The organism is Acinetobacter pittii (assembly GCF_022449185.1).
GTDB classification, from domain to species: domain Bacteria; phylum Pseudomonadota; class Gammaproteobacteria; order Pseudomonadales; family Moraxellaceae; genus Acinetobacter; species Acinetobacter pittii_I.
In genome coordinates this window covers 175,740-199,496 of the sequence record NZ_JAKUKO010000001.1, presented here as the reverse complement: position 1 = coordinate 199,496, position 23,757 = coordinate 175,740, and the positions used below count along the sequence as shown (strand labels likewise).

The 23,757-nt window shown below is 38.0% G+C and carries 21 protein-coding genes; 10 read left to right on the top strand and 11 right to left on the bottom strand.

Annotation, left to right across the window (positions count from 1 at the left end):
- Nucleotides 1–2 precede the first annotated feature (2 nt).
- From MKX14_RS00910 to MKX14_RS00890, 5 genes are read left to right on the top strand one after another with little or no spacing between them, the layout of a single operon-like run.
- The gene (locus tag MKX14_RS00910) at nucleotides 3–752 is read left to right on the top strand and encodes a hypothetical protein (RefSeq protein WP_240281530.1); all 750 of its coding nucleotides are present in this window, start codon (nucleotides 3–5) and stop codon (nucleotides 750–752) included.
- Nucleotides 752–1,648, top strand: a complete 897-nt coding sequence (locus tag MKX14_RS00905; RefSeq protein WP_046811691.1) for a hypothetical protein — start codon at nucleotides 752–754, stop codon at nucleotides 1,646–1,648. Before MKX14_RS00910 ends, MKX14_RS00905 begins: the two co-directional genes overlap by 1 nt.
- Nucleotides 1,635–2,885, top strand: a complete 1,251-nt coding sequence (gene icaA, locus MKX14_RS00900) for a glycosyltransferase family 2 protein (protein WP_240281529.1) — start codon at nucleotides 1,635–1,637, stop codon at nucleotides 2,883–2,885. Before MKX14_RS00905 ends, icaA begins: the two co-directional genes overlap by 14 nt.
- On the top strand, nucleotides 2,886–4,730 hold the full coding sequence (locus MKX14_RS00895) for a hypothetical protein (RefSeq protein ID WP_240281528.1): 1,845 nt from the start codon (nucleotides 2,886–2,888) through the stop codon (nucleotides 4,728–4,730).
- Nucleotides 4,708–5,625: a hypothetical protein gene (locus MKX14_RS00890; RefSeq protein WP_240281527.1), complete on the top strand. Its 918-nt coding sequence runs from the start codon at nucleotides 4,708–4,710 to the stop codon at nucleotides 5,623–5,625. The genes MKX14_RS00895 and MKX14_RS00890 overlap by 23 nt, the downstream gene beginning before the upstream one ends.
- Here the strand turns inward: MKX14_RS00890 and wecB are convergent.
- Together wecB and MKX14_RS00880 are read right to left on the bottom strand one after the other, a co-directional pair.
- Nucleotides 5,610–6,752, bottom strand: coding sequence for a non-hydrolyzing UDP-N-acetylglucosamine 2-epimerase (wecB, locus tag MKX14_RS00885; protein WP_046811695.1), 1,143 nt, complete (start codon nucleotides 6,750–6,752; stop codon nucleotides 5,610–5,612). The two genes, MKX14_RS00890 and wecB, sit on opposite strands and share 16 nt — an antisense overlap.
- A 1-nt stretch (nucleotide 6,753) precedes the next feature.
- Entirely contained in the window at nucleotides 6,754–7,971 is a 1,218-nt protein-coding gene (locus MKX14_RS00880) for a tetratricopeptide repeat protein (protein WP_240281526.1), read from the bottom strand.
- 267 nt (nucleotides 7,972–8,238) lie between these two features.
- Here MKX14_RS00880 and MKX14_RS00875 point away from each other — a divergent pair, with 267 nt between their 5' ends.
- On the top strand, nucleotides 8,239–8,940 hold the full coding sequence (locus MKX14_RS00875) for a VIT1/CCC1 transporter family protein (protein ID WP_101663012.1): 702 nt from the start codon (nucleotides 8,239–8,241) through the stop codon (nucleotides 8,938–8,940).
- 118 nt (nucleotides 8,941–9,058) lie between these two features.
- On the top strand, nucleotides 9,059–10,105 hold the full coding sequence (locus tag MKX14_RS00870) for an NAD(P)H-dependent flavin oxidoreductase (protein ID WP_240281525.1): 1,047 nt from the start codon (nucleotides 9,059–9,061) through the stop codon (nucleotides 10,103–10,105).
- Nucleotides 10,106–10,142: 37 nt separating this feature from the next.
- Here the strand turns inward: MKX14_RS00870 and dusB are convergent, their stop codons facing one another.
- Nucleotides 10,143–11,168 carry a tRNA dihydrouridine synthase DusB gene (gene dusB / locus MKX14_RS00865; RefSeq protein ID WP_199992075.1) on the bottom strand — a complete coding sequence of 342 codons (1,026 nt, stop codon included), beginning with the start codon at nucleotides 11,166–11,168 and terminating at the stop codon, nucleotides 10,143–10,145.
- An 83-nt stretch (nucleotides 11,169–11,251) separates the two neighbouring features.
- Here dusB and MKX14_RS00860 point away from each other — a divergent pair, with 83 nt between their 5' ends.
- Nucleotides 11,252–12,460, top strand: coding sequence for a DUF1615 domain-containing protein (locus tag MKX14_RS00860; RefSeq protein ID WP_046811751.1), 1,209 nt, complete (start codon nucleotides 11,252–11,254; stop codon nucleotides 12,458–12,460).
- Nucleotides 12,427–13,083, top strand: a complete 657-nt coding sequence (gene cicA / locus MKX14_RS00855) for an HAD-IB family hydrolase (RefSeq protein ID WP_032035916.1) — start codon at nucleotides 12,427–12,429, stop codon at nucleotides 13,081–13,083. Before MKX14_RS00860 ends, cicA begins: the two co-directional genes overlap by 34 nt.
- Nucleotides 13,084–13,109: 26 nt before the next feature.
- Here the strand turns inward: cicA and proB are convergent, their stop codons facing one another.
- From proB to uvrB, 8 genes are all read right to left on the bottom strand, one after another.
- On the bottom strand, nucleotides 13,110–14,243 hold the full coding sequence (gene proB / locus MKX14_RS00850) for a glutamate 5-kinase (RefSeq protein ID WP_002118789.1): 1,134 nt from the start codon (nucleotides 14,241–14,243) through the stop codon (nucleotides 13,110–13,112).
- A gap of 15 nt (nucleotides 14,244–14,258) precedes the next feature.
- The gene (cgtA, locus tag MKX14_RS00845; protein WP_002118576.1) at nucleotides 14,259–15,479 is read right to left on the bottom strand and encodes an Obg family GTPase CgtA; all 1,221 of its coding nucleotides are present in this window, start codon (nucleotides 15,477–15,479) and stop codon (nucleotides 14,259–14,261) included.
- Between the two features lie 179 nt (nucleotides 15,480–15,658).
- A complete protein-coding gene (locus MKX14_RS00840) occupies nucleotides 15,659–16,333 on the bottom strand; it encodes a hypothetical protein (RefSeq protein ID WP_046811701.1) in 675 nt (224 codons plus the stop codon).
- Between the two features lie 11 nt (nucleotides 16,334–16,344).
- Complete coding sequence (locus tag MKX14_RS00835; RefSeq protein ID WP_046811702.1) at nucleotides 16,345–17,070, bottom strand: hypothetical protein; 726 nt, start codon at nucleotides 17,068–17,070, stop codon at nucleotides 16,345–16,347.
- A gap of 149 nt (nucleotides 17,071–17,219) precedes the next feature.
- Nucleotides 17,220–18,677, bottom strand: a complete 1,458-nt coding sequence (gene gap, locus MKX14_RS00830) for a glyceraldehyde-3-phosphate dehydrogenase (RefSeq protein ID WP_002118702.1) — start codon at nucleotides 18,675–18,677, stop codon at nucleotides 17,220–17,222.
- 216 nt (nucleotides 18,678–18,893) lie between these two features.
- The gene (rarD, locus tag MKX14_RS00825; RefSeq protein ID WP_014207355.1) at nucleotides 18,894–19,841 is read right to left on the bottom strand and encodes an EamA family transporter RarD; all 948 of its coding nucleotides are present in this window, start codon (nucleotides 19,839–19,841) and stop codon (nucleotides 18,894–18,896) included.
- 110 nt (nucleotides 19,842–19,951) lie between these two features.
- The gene (gene blc / locus MKX14_RS00820; RefSeq protein ID WP_017402788.1) at nucleotides 19,952–20,539 is read right to left on the bottom strand and encodes a lipocalin family protein; all 588 of its coding nucleotides are present in this window, start codon (nucleotides 20,537–20,539) and stop codon (nucleotides 19,952–19,954) included.
- Between the two features lie 93 nt (nucleotides 20,540–20,632).
- The gene (gene uvrB, locus MKX14_RS00815; RefSeq protein ID WP_002118463.1) at nucleotides 20,633–22,654 is read right to left on the bottom strand and encodes an excinuclease ABC subunit UvrB; all 2,022 of its coding nucleotides are present in this window, start codon (nucleotides 22,652–22,654) and stop codon (nucleotides 20,633–20,635) included.
- Between the two features lie 179 nt (nucleotides 22,655–22,833).
- Here uvrB and MKX14_RS00810 point away from each other — a divergent pair, with 179 nt between their 5' ends.
- Entirely contained in the window at nucleotides 22,834–23,625 is a 792-nt protein-coding gene (locus tag MKX14_RS00810) for an A1S_2505 family phage non-structural protein (protein WP_002118650.1), read from the top strand.
- Nucleotides 23,626–23,757 lie beyond the last annotated feature (132 nt).

The window sequence follows — 23,757 nt, the reverse complement described above, 5'->3', positions numbered from 1 at the left end:
ACATGCAACAGCAACAAAAGAACCCTGGAAAAACACTCGTCTTATGGATTATCGCAGCTCATCTATTTATGGGTATAGTGGCATATGAGTGGTTGCCTGCAAGTTTTAGAGGAAGCTGGATTTTTATTCTTATTCTTTTAGTCTCTGGAGCTTTTTTACAAGTTGGCGCATCTTTAATCGTTGGTTTACTCGCTTTTATCGGTGTTTCAGTATATTTTCTACTCGACTTAAGCGCTCAGACACATATTGAGCGTCAGCTTCTTCTACTTTTTATTATTCCTCTCATTCCTCTTTTTCTGAGTGCCGTACGCTACAATATTGAAATTAATGTCCAAAAATACCGCGATATACAAAGTTATGACCGTAATTATCGCCGTGATATTTTCCCGCTTAGCGCACTCAAGTACTTTCAACGTAGTTTTTTTAAGCTTCTTGATCATCATCACATTCAAGACTATGAAGTCTTTGAAATTAGAATTCTCAACCGAAGCTTAATTAAAGAAATGTTAGGCGAGGATGTATGGAAAACCACTCAAAATGAAATGATCAAAATTTTGAGCCAGCATCACCCACAAGAAATTGTTTTCCAGTTTGCTGATGATGATCTTGAAACTATATACAGCATTGTAATTCGCAAGCAAAAAACGGATGAAGAACCTGATTTTATTAAAAAGCTTAGAGAAATTATGACTCTGCGGCTTGATGTAGAATATAAAATTATTCAGATTCCACCTGAAGAGGAGACGACCTAATGTCTAATCTTCTTAATATTTGTGGAATTATTATTGCATCTAGTCAGTATCCTGATGCCACTTTACAGCAGTTCTATCGGCAATATTATCATTGTGAGATTAAAACTGAATACACCAAAACAGAAGTTCAAAGTACCGATGATCTTTCCATGTTTTTTCCATATCAGGATACATGGTGGCCTATTTTTACAATTGACCAGATCAGCTCGGATAGCTTTCAACGACTTATTCATAAAGGAATAAAACCTGGCATTATATTGCCAGATGAAGTTTTCAGTTTTTCTCATTATTTCTTATTAAAAGAAGCGGTCAGTCAAGGTGCAATCCCAATTGCACTTTATAAATCAGAGCAGCCTCAATATTTTGCTGCAAAAGCCACATTTTCTACTGCAATTGGTTTACGGCCTATGGCTGCATTTGTCTCAACAGGTTGGGATGAAAACTTAAATTCACAGGCTGCTGGTAGTTATATCATTCAATTCAACCCGTCACAGCTTCCTCTCCCCTCTAGAGAAATTAAGCATAGACAACATCTATTTTATTCGGCTAAACCTTTTAACAGTCATATTTCTGGCTATGAAATTATTATTAATCCTCCTGCTGATCTACCCATAACCAATATTCGGTATCCTCAACTCGGAATATCTTGGAAATTTAATAAAATTAGCTACATAAGCACACCTGAAGAAGTAGAGACAAGTCTTATTGGCTACATTTTCATTGGGTTAAGCACGGTTGTAGTTCCACTCGATCTGATTCTCACAAGTACTTACCCTGATCTCCTTGGTACGTTTGGCAGCTATATTTCATGGATCTCCTTAGTAGTTGGGTTGATTTTATTAGTGCTACTCATCTCGTCTATTATTAGGAGGGTTAAATCAAATGGCTCCCATTGATATTCTCTTCTTATTCGGCTTTTTAGGGATTTGGATTCCACAAGCATTTTGGGCATGGTTAAGTTATCAAGCTTGGAAATATTCAAAAACAGCTGAAAAAGAGTTACAAAACCTTCCTATACCAGAGAAATGGCCTGTTTTGAGTGTCTTGATCCCTGCCTATAATGAAGGCGTTGTAATTGAAGATACTTTGCATGCAATTGCTCAACAAGATTACTCAGCCGAAGCATATGAAGTTTTGCTTATTAATGATGGGTCAAAGGATAACACTCTAGAAATTGCCGAAAGTTTGGCAAAAATCTATCCTTGCATAAAGATTGTTAATGTACCTAAGGGGATGGGCGGTAAAGGTAAATCTAGAACACTTAATAATGGCCTACCCCATGCTCGAGGTGAATTAATTGTTGTCTATGATGCAGATAGTACGCCTGAACCCGATTGTGTCCGCTTGCTAGCTCAAACCCTGCTTGCCGATAAAAAATTAGTAGCCGTTAATGGAAAAGTAAGAACACGTAATTGGCAAGATAGTATTTTGACCCGATTTATCGCAATCGAGTTCATCTTTTTCCAATGGATTTTTCAAGGTGGTCGTTGGCAACGTTTTGAACTATCGACCTTGATGGGTACTAACTATGTCATCTGGCGTGATGCTTTAGAAACCTTAGGTGGTTTTGATGAAAAGTCATTGGTGGATGACACTGAAATGAGTTTTAGGATTTTTATCGGCCAAAAACGAATTAAATGGGTGCCCTATGCGATTGGTTGGCAGCAAGACCCCCCATCTCTGAGTGTATTTGTTAAACAACGCTCACGTTGGACTCAAGGTAATTTTTATGTAACTCGTAAATATTTACCCGTAGCATTAAGAACGCCTTTTCCAATCGGCATTGAAATTCTTAACAATATTATGTGCTACGTACTCTTTGTACCCGCGTTATTCTGGAGTCATATCACTTTAACCCTTGGGTTGCTTGATATTGCAGGTATTTCAGTTCCGGGTCCATTTACCACGTTGTGGGGCCTTTCATTTTGCCTATATGTCGCACAAATGTGGTTTACCCTTTCACTCGAAAAAGTAAAACCAGAACTCTACTTTTATTCTGTTTTATCTTACGTAAGTTACTCACAAATATTTCTATTTATTGTTTTTAAAGCCGCATATGACATGCTTAAAAATAAAATACAAGGTAATTCCCTTCAATGGTACAAAACGGAACGTAGCAAGGAGAAAAAATAAATGAAATACTCTTCTAATTTTAACCGAATGGTTCAAGTACTCCTTGCCAGCACCAGTTTCATGTTTATGGCTCCTAGTTATGCAATTACATGGGAACTGGATGACATTAGTACTTCGACCAAATATACAGTGGAACCTCATTTTTTCTATATTGGAAAAGGTTCAGAATGGCAAAACATTCAATTTTCAAGTGATTATTCTACTGAAAGTGATACAACGTTATTGATTAAGTATGATGATAAACTCATTTATAACACTACACTAAGTGGTGATGGTCAATTAAAATTTAATATCCCAGCAAGTCAAAGCGGTTTTCACCGTCTAGATTTTATTATTCAACAATATGCGAAACCAACTACGCTTAATCAAACCAAAGAAACATTCTGTACAGAAGATATTGATCATTTAACTTATTTAAGTAATTCTCAACTCGATTTTACCCCTATTCGTAATGAATATCGATTAAGAGATTTGCCAGATGCTTTATTTAATCCACAAGCGAGACGCCCTGCTCCGTTTGTTGGCATTTTAAAATACAATCGTAAAGAGATTATTGAAGCATCTATGCTCGCTAGATTAGCAAGTTCATGGACCTCCATAACGCCGGTTGAATGGGTCGATTCAGGTCAGACGAATTTAAATCCTGAAACAAACTTTATCATCGAAATTATTCGCTCACCAACACCATTAAAAGGTGGAGCATTAGTACAAATCATGAAACCTGAAGAAGGGGTGCGCACTCTATCTATTACTTATCACACTCAACAAGATTTAACGAGCGCAATAAATGGGTTAATTAATCCTTCTTATGTACAACAACTAAGTACAGGAAGCGCAATTTTTCCAAATAGCATATCCAACCCAACTTGGGCTGATTTAAAAAAAATCAGTACCCTCGCCGATTTAGGGATTGAGGACTTCAGATTAAGTCACGCTGAAAAGAACTTATTCCTTGATTTTCCTGCGGTATGGCAACCAACCGATATCTTACAAGGACAAATTGCACTTCGTATTCAAAGCGGTTTATTACAAGGTTCCAATATTACGGCGTGGATTGATGGTGGGCTTGCAGGAAGTATGAAAACGGCGGATCTAGCTTCCGATCCAGTAAACCGTCAATTCAATATTTTTGCAAAAGCTATTTCAAATACGACAAATTTTAATCTAAAGCTAGAAAACTCAGTAATTGCTAACTCCCAATGTTTACCTAACGCACATGGTTCACTTTGGATTGATACAGCCAAATCTACTGTAAAGCTACCTCATAAACTCAAAAATGGTGTAGCCGCAATTTCAATGACTTTAGCAACGACTCCGACTATTGCGATTGATGATCAATCAGGTGCGTTAAATATCGCGATTGTGTTAGGTCAAACAGCGAAAAAAATGCTTTTAACACAAGCCCCTATGCCTCTCAACTTAGTCCGTTATTCACCAAGCGCACCTCAGTCTATTAATGTGAGAGTAAATAAAGAAATTTACCAACAACAAGTGCTCATGCACCAAAATGTTATTTATGCACCTGCGGCCGCTAATGGTTTTATTGTGAGTTATGACAATAAGCGTTTCGATGTGATTACCGACTCCGAAAATGGCGCAAAAACTTTCATGCATCTTTGGGAAAAGATACAACATAAAATTCCAAATAACGTGACAAAAATGTTGGTTTCAGAAAATGGAAATATTTATGTTTTACAGAAACTTATTGTCGGGAATCAAAAAGCTCCTTTAGTACAACAATCTTCTTTCTTCTTACTAGTTGTGATTATCTCTGCAATTATGATAATAATTATCTTCTTGTGGTACTGGTTACGACGAAATAATGAAAAAACAGATACCAATTAAAATAGCTGCATTTATTATTTTAATTATATGTAGTGTCATCGCATATGCGGGGCTTTTCAAACCTCAAGGTCAAGCCCCGCATATTGAAGGTATTTTTTGGCAGCCTGACAATAAGACAACTCCTCCAGATGGAAATTGGCACTATTTAGGTGTCAACACCCTTGTTCCTCAATGGTCTATTGTGGAGTCTAAATCATGGTGGAAAGAATCAAATTCTCCTCAATGGGAAAAAGCAATTAATTTAGAAAAAATTAAACAAGAACCTTGGGCAAAAAATTTAATATTGGGCTTAGCAGGCGAATATAATGAACCTAAAGCTCGAGCTAATGTCATTGAGTTAGGTGAAAAATCTGCCCAAATTATAAAAGAACAAAAAACAGCATTTAAAGGTTATTACTTTCCGGTAGAAGCAGATCCAACTTGGCTACGAGTCAGTGCTTTAGGTCATGTGTTATCAAAGCTTCCTTCACCAGTCTGGGTGAGTATTTATAGTGGCGAAACTGAGCCTGAAAATTATGATTTATGGGTTAAAAGCTGGCTGCCTGACCATACGGGAGTTTTTTTCCAAGATGGTGTTGGCGTAGGAGTTCGATCACCTAAACAGGCCAAACATATTTTAGACCAGCTTGAACATAAACTTGGAAAAGACAAAGTAATTATAGTGTTAGAAGCGTTTAGAGTGAAAAAAAATGGGCAATTTAGAGCTGCTTACCCTTGGGAAATTATTTCTCAGCTAAAAGCATATGAAGGTAAAACTGTTTATATTTTTGATGGCCCCCATTATATGAGCCGCTGGTGCGTTAATATTGTGAGCTTATGGTACCGTCTCACTTATGGGGGTAACAAAGCCATAAGTGAGAAAAAGTCCTTAAATCATAACTATGCCAACTCATAAGATTTAGCAATTTGATCGAGAATACGTTGAGCAGCTTGCCCATCACCAAATGGATTTTCTACATGCGCCATTTTTTCATAGTGCTGTTGGTCAGTGAGTAACTTTTCAGCTTCTTCAATAATTTTTTGTTGATTTGTACCCACCAAAACGCCTGCTCCCACCTCAACAACTTCTGGTCGCTCGGTAGTGTCTCGCAAGATTAAAACTGGCTTATTAAATGATGGACTTTCTTCCTGCAAGCCACCCGAATCTGTCAAGATAAAAGTAGATCGGTCTATGACTGCCAATAGACTTGGGTAGTCTAATGGTTTAACAAGATGGATTTGAGAATGATCTTTAAACTTATCATGCACCACATCATGTACTGCTGGGTTTAAATGTACAGGCCAAATGAAATGTAAATCAGGATGGGCTTGGGCTAAGTGCTTAACCGCGTTGCAAATATTTTGAATTCCACCGCCAAAGTTCTCACGTCGATGGGCAGTAATAAGTACAACTTTGTCATCCTGCTTTAATTGAATTCCATAAGGTTCAAGCTGGTTTTTCAAATCAGATTTTTCAGCAATTAATTTACGTCCTAAATACACCGCATCAACAACGGTATTGCCTGTAACTGTAATAAGCTCTGGCTGAATTTGTTCATTGAGTAAGTTTCTTTTTGATTGTTCAGTCGGAGCAAAATGCCATCTGGTAATACGTGAAACTAACTGACGATTTCCCTCTTCTGGAAAAGGATGATCTAAATCATAAGAACGTAAACCAGCTTCGACATGTGCAACAGGAACTTTCATTGAAAACGCGACTAAGCCAGCTGCTAAAACAGTTGTTGTATCACCTTGGATGACAATTGCATCTCTTTTTTGTCCATCAGTGTACACATTCTCGATTTGGCTCAAACCATGAATTAAGAGCTGATTTAAACTTTGTCCAGCATTCATAATTTTAAGACGGTGGTCAATTTCAACCCCAAAGAAATCTATCGCATCTCTGACCAATTCGTCATGTTGTCCAGTAAAAATTACCTCAACTTGAAAGCGAGGATCTTGTTTTGCCAATAAAATAACAGGAGCAAGTTTGATTAATTCAGGACGGGTTCCAAATACAATAGATATAAAAATTTTCTTCATTTTAGAAATCCTTATAAAAAACGAGTTCTACTTGAGTATTGTTGTAATGATCTTTCGTATTTACTGGCACATCTTTAAAGTAATTGCCATATAGTCGTTCTACACGTAATTTTATTGGTTGATAATTAAAAGGCTGCCATGAAATGCCAGGGCCATATTCAAATAAGTTATTGTAATATTCATCTTTACTGTCAGCTAAGCCATGCAATTTCACATACGCCTGTACAGTGCCCGTTTCCCCCTTATAGACATTCAAACCCGTACGTAATCGCAAGTCACCAATAACGTTATAATCTTCTCTAGAATAAGTTGCTGCGTTGCCATATAAATCAGTGAAGTAATCATTAAAACAAAGTGACTGATTACAACTATTTTGAGAGTACCACTCTTGATAACCTGCTACCCCACCGACAACACTTTCACGAAATTTATCTCTATTTCGATCGATCAGATCATAGCTACCACCTACTTCTAAATACATGCGCACAGGTATAGAAGTCCAAGGTTGATAATTAGCGCCTACACCTAGAGTTACTGCATTTTCATCAATAATTTCAGGTCGTACACCACCTTGAGATTGAGTATCGCGGTTTAGATTTAAAAAGCCATACACCTGCGCTCGACCATTATCGAGGTTCTTGCCATAACGAGCTTTAAGTGGGAAAATTACATCGTCGTAACGTGATTCATATGAAGGTGCAAAATACACATCACGGAAATAAGTTTTGACCTCTCCTCCACTCAGATTTTTTACAGCCTGTGTCGCTTTAGTCGCAATATCAGCATCTTTAGACTGGGTAAGTTCCTTAAAAACCATCAAAGCCTCTTTGTTATTTTTTTGAGAATTCAGTAGATAAGCTTCTTGGAGTTTTAAATTATCATCTGCTGGATCTAATGCCTCTGCTTTTCTTAGACTTTGCAAAGCTGCATCTTGTTTCCCTAACCTAATCTGTAAATAAGTTAAGCTTTTCCAAACTTTAATATCTTGTGGCGTCATCTCTCCAAGTTCTAATAATAACTTCTCGGCATTTTCAGGTTGAGTCTTTTCAATTTTATAAAATTGATCCCATTTATCATAAATTGGATTACCTGGTTTATATTCTTGATTAACAATCTCTTGGGCAAATGTAGTCTCAATACTTAAGAGGCTTATAGCTGGATAGATCGAACCAATAACGATAAAGGAACGGGTTATAGATTTTATTGTTTTGCTATTCATTGGGACCTCTAGAGTAAAATAGGTAGAATGCTTGCGTAGCAATCAAATTAAAATTTAATCAATAAGTATGATAATTAAACCCATAAATGACACTGTTTATATAAGTAGATGAGTTCTTTAAATTGTTCATTTTATCTCCTTTAATATTATGTTTTAAAAAAGTTCTTATCTGTTTGTTTTTCCTATAATGACACATTTTTTAATCGTATTATTGTAAATAATCTTATAGGATAAGATAAAAATTTATAACTACAAATAGGGGAAAACATGTCCTTTTCTCAGCATCCAGAACATCATTTTATTCACCGCTCAGGTTGGTTAAGGGCGGCCGTTCTAGGGGCAAATGATGGAATTATTTCTGTTACTAGTCTAATTATGGGAATGGCTGCAAGTGGGGCCTCTGCTCATACACTTCTTATTGCCTGTATTGCTGGTTTAATTTCCGGTGCAACCTCTATGGCTGCAGGAGAATATATTTCAGTAAAATCACAAGAAGATATTGAAAAAGCCGACTTAAAATTTGAAGAACAAGAACTTAAAAAGCATCCGCAGCGTGAACTGGACGAACTCACCCAAATTTATATATCCAGAGGCTTAGCACCTGACTTAGCTCTACAAGTTGCTACTGAACTTACAAATCATGATGCATTAGGGGCTCACGCGCGTGATGAAATTGGTATTCATGAAAATACCGCAGCAAACCCTATTCAAGCCGCATTAGCTTCAGCTGGCTCATTTTCATTTGGGGCATTGTTTCCTATGCTGGCTATTTTACTCAGTCCAGATATATGGATCGAAAAAACAGTCTTAATATTTGGCATTATTTCATTAGCCTTTTTAGGAGCGCTATCAAGTCATTTCGCGGGTACTTCCAAACTTAAAGGGAGCCTACGCATTACCTTGTGGGGAATTTTAGCAATGGCTTTTTCAAGCTGGATCGGCTCTTTATTTCATGTTAATCCACTTTAAAAAAATCAGAACTTATCAATGTTTAACAACTAAATATTTAAAAACTAAATGCCCAATATTATTTGCTCTTACTTCTGATTTCACGTTATGGTGAAGAGAAAGAAATGAGGTGAATAAAATGAGCCTGTTACAACAACTTGAAATTAAACATCCGATTTTTCTTGCCCCTATGGCAGGTGTGTCTACACCTGAACTTGCAGCAGAAGTTTCTAACCAGGGTGGTCTTGGGTCCTTAGGTCTAGGTGCAAATACGGCGCAAAGTGCACGTGAACAGATTTTAAAAACCCAAACACTTACAGAAAAATCATTTCAGGTTAATTTTTTCTGCCATCAACCCGAACAACTAAAGTCTCAAACCTCAACACAATGGATTGAATATTTACGTCCACAATTTGAAAAGTTTGGAGAACAGCCTCCTCAAAACTTAAACTGTATTTATCCAAGTTTTCTTGATAACGATGATTTTCTAAATGTCGTATTAGAAACCAAACCTAAAGCAGTCAGTTTTCATTTTGGCATTCCCCATTCCCATCAAATTCAGGCATTAAAAGATGCCGGAATTATCACGATGGTGTCTGCTACCAACTTAGTTGAAGCACAAGCCATTGAAGCGGCTGATATAGATATTATTATTGCTCAAGGTATTGAGGCTGGTGGACATCGTGGAATCTTTAATAAAACCTTTGATGCAGCAATTAAAACGAGTGATTTAGTACACCTTATTGTCAAGCATTGCAAACCACCTGTGGTAGCCGCTGGCGGTATTATGAATGGCGCACAAGCACGATATATGTTGAGCTTAGGAGCTACTGCTGTTCAACTCGGAACTGCATTTGTTCAATGCCATACATCAAATGCATCAGCCGAATATCGTAAAGCTTTATTTAATGAGCCTGTGACACAAATCAGCGCCAGTCTTTCTGGACGTCCAGCCCGTGGCCTGCTCAACCATTGGCACACACAAATTGATTTGCCTAATCGCCCTCCTCAACCCGAATATCCATATGCATATGATTTAGCTAAGCAATTAAATGCCATTGCAAGCAAGAATAAAGACTATGGCTTCGGTGCTTTTTGGGCAGGTAGTAATGTCTCTCAAATACGAGAGCTAGATGCTGCTGATCTGGTTAACCAGTTAGTCGTAGAAATGCTAGAAGATGAATAAATCTAAAAAAGCCAGTAATCAGATACTGGCTTTTTATTTAATGAGTTTCTAATAAGTTAACCTGCTCAACCTGAACATCACTCATCAAATTGCCTTCAGCCAATAACTGATTAAAATAGTTCTCAACTACTAGTGCTTGCTCAGCGGTACTTTCAACTTTATACATATTTTGGCGGAATTCATTACTCGAACGTAATCCTTTGGTGTACCAAGCAATGTGTTTACGGGCAATACGACAGCCAGAGTATTCACCATAAAATTGATAAAGTTCTGATAAATGCCCCAATAACACATGCTTTACCTCTTCAATATTAGGTGCAGCTAAATGTTCACCAGTTTTTAAATAATGAGCAATTTCACGGAAAATCCATGGCCGACCTTGAGCAGCGCGACCAATCATAATTGCATCCGCCCCTGTATAGTCGAGTACATATTTTGCTTTTTCAGGACTATCAATATCGCCATTCGCAATCAGAGGAATATTAATTAATTCTTTGACATGTTTGATCAAATCATAACGTGCTGTATTTAAATACATGTCTTCGCGAGTACGGCCATGTAAAGCCAGTGCAGCAATCCCCGCTTCTTCTGCCCTTTTTGCCACTCTTAAAATATTTTCCTGACCATTTAAAAAGCCTAAACGGGTTTTCAAAGTCACGGGAACATCAACAGCAGCAACAACCGCATCAAGAATTCGAGCCACTAAGTCTTCATCTTGTAATAATGCTGAACCAGCAAGTTTGTTACATACTTTCTTGGCAGGACATCCCATATTGATATCAACAATTTGTGCGCCATTTGCTACTTGATAACGTGCAGCCTCTGCTAATTGCTCAGGATCAGAGCCTGCAATTTGAGCGGAGATGGGAGCAAGTTCGCCGTCAAAGTTCGCACGGTAGAGGCTCTTTTTGCTCATCCGCAAAGTTTTATCAGCAGTCATCATTTCACTGACTGCATGGCCTGCGCCAAAATACTTGCAGAGTGTTCTAAATGGACGGTCAGTGACTCCCGCCATAGGAGCAACAATTAAATTATTTGACAGTTGATAGGGACCAATATACATATATATTCATACAATTGATGATCAACATAGTATACTTCATCCGCTTAATCGGCTCATCTTTTTATGCAGGTGCTTTCCTCGCCATGAACAAACCGTTGTCTTCCCGTTTTTTATTAAAATCATTCGGCATGGCTGCCGTATGCATGAGTTTAGCTGCTTGTGGTGATAAAGCTTGGTGGTCAAATAATGATGAGCCTGAACTAGAAAGCCAACAAATCAAACGTTTAATTCCATCGCGTGTGCATGACCGTGAGTCATGGGCTAAAGATATTGACGACATTATGAAAGACTTGGATATTCCTAAAACCAAGAAAAATGTCTGTAGTATTGTGGCTGTAGTGGATCAGGAGTCCAACTTCGTTGCTAACCCTCAAGTGCCTGGATTAGGACAAAAAGCGGTTGAGGAAATTAGTACCCGTTTAAATGAAAAATTTGAAGATAAGCTTGGCAAAACCGTTGGTGGAACAATTGCTGGTTATTTTGAAGAAGTTCTAAGAACTCAGCCTTCTCCTGATAACAACTATATGAGTCAAATGCGTAAAGTTAAAACCGAGAAAGAACTCGACTTACTTTACCGAGAAATTTTCGACTTCATGGCTAAACACTATCATGTGAGTGCCTTAACTGGTGCAGCCAAATTGGTTGGTCAAGATATTGGCGAGAAAATGAACCCTATTACCACGCTAGGTTCGATGCAAGTTCATATTAACTATGCCAAAGCAAATAAACGCTCGAGTATGAGTACTGCTGCGCTCCGCGATGACCTATATACTGAATATGGTGGGCTATATTACGGTATACATCGTTTAATGGTTTATCCGGCAGACTATGATAAAGCCATTTATCGTTTTGCAGATTATAACTCTGGTATGTACTCTAGCCGTAATGCAGCTTTTCAAAAAATGCTACGAGAACTTACCGATAAAGATATAAGCCTTGATGGCGATCTACTTCTTTATACAAAAGATGGTGATCCACGCGCAACTCAAAGTGAGTCAGAAAAAGAGCTGATTACGGTATTTGCAAAAAACAATGTATTGGTTACCCCACGACAAATTCGTGATGATCTTAAATCAGAAAAAGAGAAAAAGTTTGAAAGTACTCAAACTTATATTGCGCTGACTAAACTTTATAAAACAAAAACTGGCAAAGAACCGCTCTATGCAATTATGCCTCAAGTGGTGATTTCTGGGCCTAAATTAAGTCGTGATTATAATACCAATTGGTATGCAACCCGCGTAAACGGACGATATGAAACATGTATGCAACGAGCGAAACGAATAAGACTATAAAAAGTCTCGCCCTGTTCGATTTTGATGGAACCTTGTGTAGTAAAGATAGTTTTACAGGGTTTATCTTTTATGCTTTATCTAAGCGTCACATTGTTAAGCAAGGCTTGAAAATTCTGCCATGGATTCAAGCCTACTATCTTAACTTTTATCCTGCCCATGCTATGCGTGCCAAGTTATTCCGTAGCATGTTTAAAAATACGCCTGCAATTGAATTACAAAAATTAGGTGAAGAATACGCACAAGAGTTAGTCTCTGCGCTTTCGCCTGAAATTTTTAATCAGTTACAACACCATCAATTGCGTGGTGATCAGGTCGTATTAGTTTCAGCTTCAATTGATGTCTATCTTGCTCCACTTTGCAAGTTACTAGATATCGAGTTGATTTGTACCGAAACTCAAATTAAAAACGGCATGATGACGGGTTACTATTCCACTCCAGACTGTAGTAGTGAACAAAAGAAGTTAAGAATACATCAGCAATATACGCTACAGCATTACCACCAGATTTATGCGTATGGTAATAGTTCAGAAGACCTAGATATGCTTAGTCTTGCCACACATCCATATATGGTAGGTGAAGACCGTGTTTTACCTCGTTTAACGCCAGAAAAAAAGCTCGCATAAAGCGAGCTTTTTTATTTAAGTAAAACTTAATAAATTGCCATATGGTCACGATGAATCATTTCAAGTGAACGAGCTTCACCTAACACTTGATAAACCTTATCTGAGGCTAAGCCTTTAATAATTTCGGCTGATCGTGAGCTAAAGTTCACTCGACCTACCGCAATACGTTTACCTTGTTTATCGACACATTCAACCACATCACCCCGATCAAAATGTCCTTCAACATTTTTAACTCCCACAGGGAGCAAACTGCGATGCTTCAATTTAATCGCTTCAACGGCACCATCATCAATCACAAGACGACCTGCTGTTTGTAAATGAGCAGCAAGCCACTGTTGATGAGCAGTCATGCGGTCTTTATCTGTGGTAAACAAAGTACCTAGCATCTCACCAGCCATCGCACGTGACAGGACATTATCACTTTCACCACTCGCGATGAGGGTTGGACAGCCTGACTTAGCAGCTAAACGTGCAGCACGAACTTTAGTGACCATGCCACCTCGCCCGAGCACACCACCACCGCCAGCCATATCGAATAAATCATCATCCATAGCACGAACAGTAGAGAGTAATTTAGCATCAGGATTATGACGCGGATCTGAGTCAAACATGCCTTGCTGATCCGTTAAAATGATCAGTAATTCTGCGTGAACCTGACCTGCCACCATAGCAGCTAAGGTATCATTATCACCAAAACGGATCTCATCGGTAGACACCGTGTCATTTTCATTAATGACAGGAATCACACGCCAATCAATCAAGTTTTGCAAAGCATCACACGAGTTCAAATAACGACGACGATCTGCCAAATCATCATGAGTCAATAAAACCTGAGCAGTACGAATACCGTGATTTTCAAGCACACTAGACCAAGTATGAATTAAGCCCATCTGCCCAATCGCAGCACAGGCTTGTAGACTGGGTAGATCGGTGGGTCGACTCGCAAGCTTCATACGAACCATACCTTCTGCTACAGCTCCTGATGACACTAAAATAATCTCGTGTCCGGCATTGTGTAGATCTGCAATCTGTTTCGCCCAATGCGAAATAGCATCTAGATCTAAACCTTGCCCATTAGCTGTAAGTAAAGATGATCCGATTTTAACAACGATTCGTTTACACTCACTGAGCTGACGTTGCCCATCGACCACTTCTATCATGTTTCCCTCGGTTTTCTAGTCACGAACGTAGATGACTTCTACATCATTGTCGTCTTCATCATCGTCAAAATCATCATCATCGTCCATCATGCTTTCGAGACGTTGTGCTCGACGCATTGCACGATATGCTTCTTTTGCCGCAATGGTTTGTTCACGTGTTTCAACTTCTAGTTGTTCACGGAAAGCTCTTACTTCTGCTGCGTATTCAGGATCTTCAACTTCGCGTTCACGTTGTTGTTCAATTTGGTCCATCAGGTAATACACAACTTCTTTTGTACCTTCGCTTAATAAGCCCGATGTCTTAAAGACAGGTCCAGTCCACTCTAGTTCATCTAGAATGTGCTGACACCACTCTTCGCGGCTTTCTTCAGCAATCTGATCAAGTTTATTGAGTACTAAAACAACTGGTAATTTAGCCAAAGTTGGTGAGAACTTAGCCAACTCATTCATAATCGCTTTTGCATTATGCGCTGGATCTGAACCATCAATTGGTTGTACATCAATAATGTGTAAAAGAATACGAGTACGTGCCAAATGTTTAAGGAAACGAATTCCTAAACCTGCACCTTCTGCTGCACCCTCGATTAACCCAGGAATATCGGCCATTACAAATGAACGATGGCGATCAGCATCGACTACACCCAAGTTTGGAACCATGGTTGTAAATGGATAATCTGCCACTTTTGGTTTTGCAGCACTTACAGCACGAATGAAAGTAGATTTACCGGCATTTGGCATACCCAGCAAACCAACATCTGCCAATACTTTTAATTCAAGACGAATTTCGCGGAACTCACCTTTTGTACCAGTCGTACATTTACGCGGTGCTCGGTTAGTTGATGATTTAAAGTGAGTGTTACCTAAACCACCTTCACCACCACCAGCAACCAGAATTCTTTGGCCGTCTTCAACCAAATCGCCAATAATATCGCCTGAATCTGTATCAACAATTGTTGTACCAACGGGTACTTTTAAAACCACATCTTCACCACCACGTCCAGTACAGTTAGCACCTGCACCGTTTTTTCCACGCTCAGCACGGAATTTACGTGTGTAACGGTAATCGACTAGCGTACTTGTATCGTCATCAGCTTGAATATAGATACTTCCACCACGTCCGCCATCACCACCATCTGGGCCACCAAATGGTACAAATTTTTCACGGCGAAAACTGGCTACGCCATTGCCACCGTCGCCAGCCTCTACGGTAATGACTGCTTCATCAACAAAGCGCATCTGCCAATCCTCTAAAAACTCTAAAACCGCCTATTCTGCCATATTTTCATAAAATTCTCGAATAGAAAATGGAACAATTCCATTTATAACGATCTGTTTTATCTTTAATCCAGCAGATGCTTTTAGTTTTGCAAATAGGATCCTTATAAAAAATAAAATTTAGCCAATTTATTTAATTATCAAGGATGAACATTGCGCAGAGGTAAGGTCATTTGCATATCAAGATTTGCTTTTGTTTTTGGCACAGAATTATACATGATGGCATTAAATGACGAGACATTCCCCATTTCCATAGGATCATTTACGTTTAGGCTTGGTTTAAACTGATGTTTCACCGATAAATTTACAGGTTCATCGAATTCAAAATAAACAGGACCATCAAAAACAATTTTAACGGGAACGGTATAACTACGTTTTAAATTAAAAGGCACATCTAATTTAATAGGGATATCTAATTTAAGTGGAAATTTTGGTAAAAACTTACTTTGATAAACCAAATCTGTGGTGGTTTCTAAAGGCATAACCTGATCAATTTTTAGAGTCGTTGAATAATCGACACTTACCGTAATAGGTGTTTCTACGGCAAAATTTAAATCTGCTAAATATTTGCCTTTTAAAGGTAAAGTTAATTGGCGGTCTATATCTAAACTTGTATCAAGTTTACCAATAGACTGAACTTGTAAAGTATTGCCAACTTGGATTTTTGTTTCTAGAGAGTCAGGTAAACTAATATCAGCATTATGAGCCGAAACGACTAAATTTGCCTGAATGTTGAGATACACCCAAAACATAATAGCCGCAAGAATCATCATTAAAAAGAAACTGATTACCATACTCTTGAGTGAACGAAACATTGGCATCCACCCTATTGATCAGCTGTCTTTTGTGATGCTTCTGAACCTAATACTCGATTTAATCGCATAGTGGACAGAGGAATCTTTAACTCACCATTTGCAATCTTAACAGGCAAAGTATTTTTCACATCAACTGAAGCATTTAATGCAGTTTTAACAGGTACATTTAAATTACCCTCAATTGGGATATTCGTGTCTAATCTTGCTTTTAAAGGAATATGTAGATTTTCTTTTAATACCGTGCGTACTGGGGCGTCAAATTTTAAATGAACCTTTTGCTCAAGCGGAACATTAATATCAATTGGCACATCAAGTTTTAGTGGAATTGTCCCTTTCAATGGTAACGTAATATCACGCCCCAAAACACGCACCTGAACCTTGGTATCAATTGGTAGATTTTGCTCAACTTTTAATGTTTCTTTGACCGGGATGGTTGTGCTAATCGGCACCATATTATCGAAGTAAACACGCGGAGTTAATGTTTGTGTTAAAGGGATATTCAGTTTCTCATCAATTGGAATACTGGCATTTACGCGCCCCTTTACATCCACATTTAAAGCATCTTGTACTTTAACCTTAACCTGTAGAGGCTCTTGCAAATCAATAGCAACTGCCTGATTTTTCAGTGGAATATAAATATTAAAGTGCTTAAATACCCATATTGCAATGAGTACACCACATAAATTGGCAATAATGATGAATACAAAAACGACCAACAAACGTTTAAACTGCGACAATTCCTATCCCTTACTATTTTCTTTTTTTCCTTAATTTGTATTCTCATTTATTTACAAAAAATAGTCAGCATATATTTTGTACGGTTGTAAAAAAACCCAGTCTAAACTGGGTCTTTTTGTGAAAATATTTTATAGATCGTTAAATGATCTTAAGCATTCAATTCTGCTGGGATTTTTTTGTAGCTTACGCCGCACATTTGTTCAGCAATACGTAATACCTGACAGCTATAACCAACTTCGTTATCGTACCAAACGTAAGCAGTTAAGCGGTTACCAGAAGTAATCGTTGCTTGAGCATCGTATACACCTGCTGTACGAGAACCGATAAAGTCACTCGATACAACTTCAGTCGAGTTGGTATAACCAATTTGACCTTGAAGGTTAGAGTTAATCGAAATTTGACGAATGTATTCGTTCACTTCTTCACGATCAACTTCTTTATCAAGCGTTAAGTTCAAGATTGCAAGAGATACGTTTGGTGTAGGAACACGTACAGAGTTACCAGTTAATTTACCTTTCAATGCAGGTAATGCTTTAGCAACTGCTTTAGCTGCGCCAGTCTCTGTAATTACCATGTTCAAAGTAGCAGCACGGCCACGACGATCTGCTTTATGGTAGTTATCGATTAAGTTCTGGTCATTTGTAAATGAGTGAACAGTTTCAACATGACCGTTAAGAACTTTATATTTGTCATCCAATACTTTAAGAATTGGAGTAATTGCATTTGTTGTACAACTTGCAGCAGAGATGATTTTGTCTTCATCTAAGATATCTGTGTTGTTTACGCCAAATACAACGTTTTTCATTTCGCCTTTACTTGGTGCAGTCAATACAACACGTGCAACGCCTGGGCATTTCAAGTGTTGGCTTAGACCTTCAGCATCACGCCATTTACCAGTGTTGTCGATTAAAAGTGCGTTTTCAATACCGTATTCAGTATAGTCAACTTCACTTGGGCTAGACGCATAAATCACTTTAATGAAGTTACCGTTAGCAATGATTGCTTCGTTTTCTTCATCAACAGAAATTGTACCAGCGAAAGTACCGTGAATAGAGTCACGACGAAGTAAAGAAGCACGTTTTGCCAAGTCACCGTCAGAAGACTTACGTACAACGATTGCTTTAAGGCTTAAACCACGACCTAAACCTGATTGGCTAATGATTAAACGAGCCAAGATACGACCAATACGACCAAAACCGTAAAGAACTACATCTTTAGGTTGTTCAGAAGTTGCGCTACCTTTGATTGACTCAACTGATTGAGCAACAAAAGCATCAACATCACCGCCTTTTTCTTTATATTCAACAGCAAGTTTACCGATATCAACTTCTGCAGAACCAATATTTTCAACTTTTGCTAAAGCTTCTAAAATTGGGAATGTGTTTACAACAGAAAGTTCAACGTCTACAACACGTGTACGACGGTGAGTTTTCAAAATTTGGATAACAGAACGGTTAATTAAAGAGCGACCGTAAACAGATACGACAATATTTTTTTCACGGTATAATTGACCGATTAATGCAATCATACGTTCCGCGATTTCTTCACGGTTTTTCCAACGGCCTTGGTGTTCAGCGTGCAGGGCGATGATAGTGTCTTTGCTCACAGATACGTCCTCTAATTAATTATATCTAGGCGTGATTTTTAAAACCCCGTAATTGTAATGGAATTATTGGCAAGAATGAATCAAAAGCTGACGTTAGTGACTAGATTTTCCTAAAATTCATCATAAATTCATAAAATACCTATAATTATTTTTTATTATCTTATTGTTTAAAGCAGCTAAATTTTTGCTTTTTCTTACTTTTTAGGTTCTGACGAGCTAATTGAACTCATCATTTTTTAATCTTTTTTGATATTTCGTGATATTAAGTTGCAGATTTTGGGCTTTTTGCCGTTGTTGATAAAGATGAATTGCCCCTTCTAAAACGAGTACAAAAACAGCACACCAAATCGGAATATAAGTGAACCATTCTTCTTGACCAATGCTCTCCCCTAAAACTAAAGAAGCTAAAGCAAGTAATACAGGTTCCAAATACCCCAAGAGTCCAAACACAACCAAAGGTAGAAAGCGACTTGCCAGAATATAACTTCCCAGACCAATAGCACTTAAAATTCCAAGCCCAATAATGATCAAAGAAAGACTTGGTTGGTCTATAAATTTACTGTATGGCAGCAAACCTGTATGAGTTAAATAAATCGCAACGGGCATAATAATGACCAAATCCCACCAAAAGCCCCCTAAATTATCTGTTTTAATTTTTTTACGTAATAAAAAGTAGGCAGAATATCCAACTGCTACCAATGCAGTTTCCCACGCAATACTTCCTAAACGCCATATCTCATGGCTAACACCAATGACTGCAAGAATAATTGCTACCCATTGAAATTTTGATATTTTTTCGCCATACAACACACTTCCAGCTAAGACAAGAACCAGCGGTAATAAGAAATATCCCAAAGAGACTTGTAACCCACGCCCATGCATCGGCCCCCATAAAAAAAGCCAAAGTTGTACTGAGGTTAAAATAGAGGTTGTGATTAATAATAATAGTAAAGAAGGCTTAGCCAAAATACGTTGATAGATATTTTTGATATAAGCTAAATCACCACTCCACCACATAAATAAAGTAAGGAACGGTAGTGTTGCAATAATCCGCCATCCAAAAGTTTGCTCACTATCTAGCTGGCTTAATAATTGAGTATAAAAATAAAGTACACCAAAAGTGAATGATGCCATGACAGACAAGATCACGCCCTTAAACATCATAAACCTCTTAGACTTTAGTAAAAACAACTCACTACAATACTTGATTTATCCACTATAAAAAAGAAAAAACCATGTAAAAACATGGTTTTTTCTTAAACAGACATATACCACTATTCTTTATGTTCTGTACGAATAATATCTCGAATATCAAAACCTAATGTTTTTGCATAATTTAAATATTCATCTACCACCTCTTGCTCTGGATGAGGGTCTCTTGATAACACCCAAAGGTATTTACGTGAAGGTTCCCCAACCAAAACAGTCTGATAGTCTTCATCTAGCTTTAAAATCCAGTAATCCCCACGGATTACCGGAATCCATCTTACAGCTTCCGGTAAAAAACTTACCTTCAATTTGGTGTTATATGGCGGGTTAACCACAAAGGCCTCCCCGATAGATTGCTGTAATTGTTTTCTATTATCGTAGCAGCGATTATCTACTACTACATTTCCATTTTCGTTTAAGGTGTAGGTTGCAGATACATTATAAGCACATTTTTTCTGGAAAAATGCAGGCTTACGCGCGACTTCATACCAAACACCTAAATATCGGTCTAGTTCAACTTTATAGACAGTTTGTAAGGGTTTCGGCTGGGCATAGACATAGGTTCCAACAGCCAAACCAGCCAGAACGACACCGCCCAACGCAATTTTAGCCAAACGCCAGCTGGCTTGCGGAACATTATTTCGAAATGCCATTGTTGCCCTCAACGATTAGTTGTGAATACAAAAGAACTCAAATATCTACAGTAGCTTGTTTTTTAAACACATTATGTAGCGTTATGTATTCGTTTATTGCAACATTTGCGCTTTCAGACGAATGATTTCATCACGTATCCGTGCTGCTTGCTCAAACTGTAAATCTTTCGAAGCTTTTAACATCTCTTTTTCAAGCTTAGTAATATGCTTACTAAACAATTTTGGATCAGAGAGAATATGTCTTTCGTCAGCACTTAAAGCTTGTGCTTGTTCAAGCACCTTCTCATCAATTTCGTCGTCTGAAAGCACTTCGCCTGAATCAATTTCTTTGATGACCTGACGAACAGCACTACGCGGAGTAATACCATGCAACTCGTTGAACTCGATTTGTTTAGCTCTACGGCGTTCAGTCTCATCTATTGCTTTTTGCATAGAATCAGTAATTCGGTCAGCATATAAAATTGCTTTACCTTTCACGTTACGCGCGGCACGACCAATTGTCTGAATGAGTGAACGTTCTGAACGTAAAAAACCTTCTTTATCTGCATCTAAAATAGCAACTAAAGAAACTTCTGGCATGTCGAGACCTTCACGCAACAAGTTAATACCGACTAAAACGTCGAATACACCTGTACGTAACTCATGAATAATTTTGACACGTTCAACAGTATCAATATCAGAGTGTAAATAAGCGACTTTAACCCCGTATTCTTTTAAATAAGAAGTCAGATCTTCCGCCATACGCTTTGTTAAAGTGGTCACCAACACACGTTCATTTAGGTTCTTACGAATATTGATCTCAGAAAGAACATCATCGACTTGAGTAAGTACTGGGCGAACTTCAATTTCTGGATCGATTAGTCCTGTTGGACGTACCACTTGTTCAACCACTTGGTCAGACTTTTCTAGCTCATATTTAGCAGGTGTTGCACTGACAAAAATAGTCGTCGGCACAATGCGTTCCCACTCTTCAAATTTCATTGGTCGATTATCAAGTGCGCTTGGTAAACGGAACCCGTAATTCACTAAATTTTCTTTACGTGATCGGTCGCCTTTATACATCGCCCCAATTTGCGGAACTGTAACGTGTGACTCATCAATTATCAGCAATGCATCTTCTGGTACATAATCAAATAAAGTTGGAGGCGCTTCACCAGCTGGACGACCAGACAAATGTCTTGAATAGTTTTCAATACCATTGGTATAGCCCAACTGTTGCATCATCTCTAAATCATAACGGGTACGCTGCTCAATACGCTGGGCTTCCAGCAATTTGTCATGTTCACGGAAGAATTTAAGTTGATCTTGTAATTCATCTTTAATTGTATCAATTGCACGAGTCAGATGATCTTTCGGGGTTACATAGTGGCTTTTTGGATAAATCGTAACACGTGGAACTTTACGAACCATTTTACCCGTTAACGGATCAAACCAACGGATCGAATCGACCTCGTCATCAAATAGTTCAATACGAATCGCATGTTGATCAGATTCGGCAGGGAAAATATCAATAATTTCGCCGCGAATTCGATATGTACCACGTAAGAACTCAAGTTCATTACGCGTATATTGCATTTCAACCAAACGGCGGATAATTTCATCACGACTTACACGGTCGCCCTCAACCACATGCAGTAACATTTGCATATAAGCATTTGGATCACCCAAACCATAAATTGCAGAAACCGAGGCCACAATAATTGCATCACGACGCTCTAATAAAGCACGTGTTGCTGATAGTCGCATCTGGTCAATGTGATCGTTAATGGCAGCATCTTTTTCAATAAAAGTATCTGAGGATGGAACGTAAGCCTCGGGTTGATAGTAATCATAGTAACTTACGAAATACTCAACTGCATTATTAGGGAAGAACGCTTTAAACTCTCCATAAAGCTGGGCAGCCAAAGTTTTGTTATGAGCCATCACAATTGTAGGTCGCTGTGTTTGAGCGATCACATTCGCCATGGTATAGGTTTTACCCGAGCCAGTTACACCCAGCAATAACTGATTACGAAAACCATGCTCGATACCATTTACCAGCTTTTCAATGGCCTGTGGCTGATCACCTGCTGGCTGATAATGAGTGACCAAATCAAAAGGTTGATTTTCGTTCAAAGTTATCTCTCTTTATGAAAAATTGAATTTAACGTCTCCCCTTTTAATGGGGATTTTTATCTTAATTTAAAGTCTAAATTGAGCTGGAAATTCAATGTAAAAGATTAAGCATCTTAACACTTGACCAATACCCTAATCGGTTGCAACATGAAGCTATCCATTAAACAAAAAGTATAACCATGACCTATCAATATCATGATGAAAGTATTGTAACTGAACTTCCCGAAGATACAGTTTTTGTATTTGGAAGTAATCTTGCTGGACAACACGGTAGTGGTGCAGCGCGCGTTGCAAGTCAGCACTTCGGAGCAGTTGAAGGTGTAGGTCGTGGCTGGGCTGGTCAAAGCTTTGCAATTCCAACTTTAAATGAACACATTCAACAAATGCCACTTTCACAAATTCAGCATTATGTTGAAGACTTTAAGATATACACAAAAAATCATCCTAAAATGAAATATTTCATTACTGCATTAGGTTGTGGCATCGCAGGCTATAAAGTTTCTGAAATCGCTCCTCTTTTTAAAGGTATTTATCACAACGTTATCTTTCCGGAATCTTTTAAACCCTATGTAGAAGATAATGCAGTATCTCAATTTCCGACTTTAACTCAAAAGATGGTACAAAGTTTCATTAATGATGAAGTTATTTTTTACTTTAATCATGGCAGTGAATCATTTGAAGAAGCTTTAGATAAAACTGATTTATCAGATGCTGAAAAAGCAATAGCTCTTATTGTCTTAAATGAAGAGTTGTATCCACGAGATCGTTATGGACGAGGCCGTGATCATGAGCTTAGTGATATTTTAGGGAAGTTAAACGGTAAAATTTTCAATCTTCATGGAAACTCTGAAGGTGCCATGATTTTTGTGAGTGCTGTTGTTGCACTGATGGAACTTTACGATTTTGATGAGCAAGATTTTATTAAGTTATGGCGTGGTGAAAAAAACATTGATCACCCGATTAATCGTTAAGTTTTCTTATGAATTTATGAGTTAAGCAGATAATCTCTGCTTTCTCATTATTTTATTTTTCCTTACATTTAATCCTTTTATTTTTAATTATTCTAATATATTTAAACTCTTTATCCTCCCAAATCTTAATTT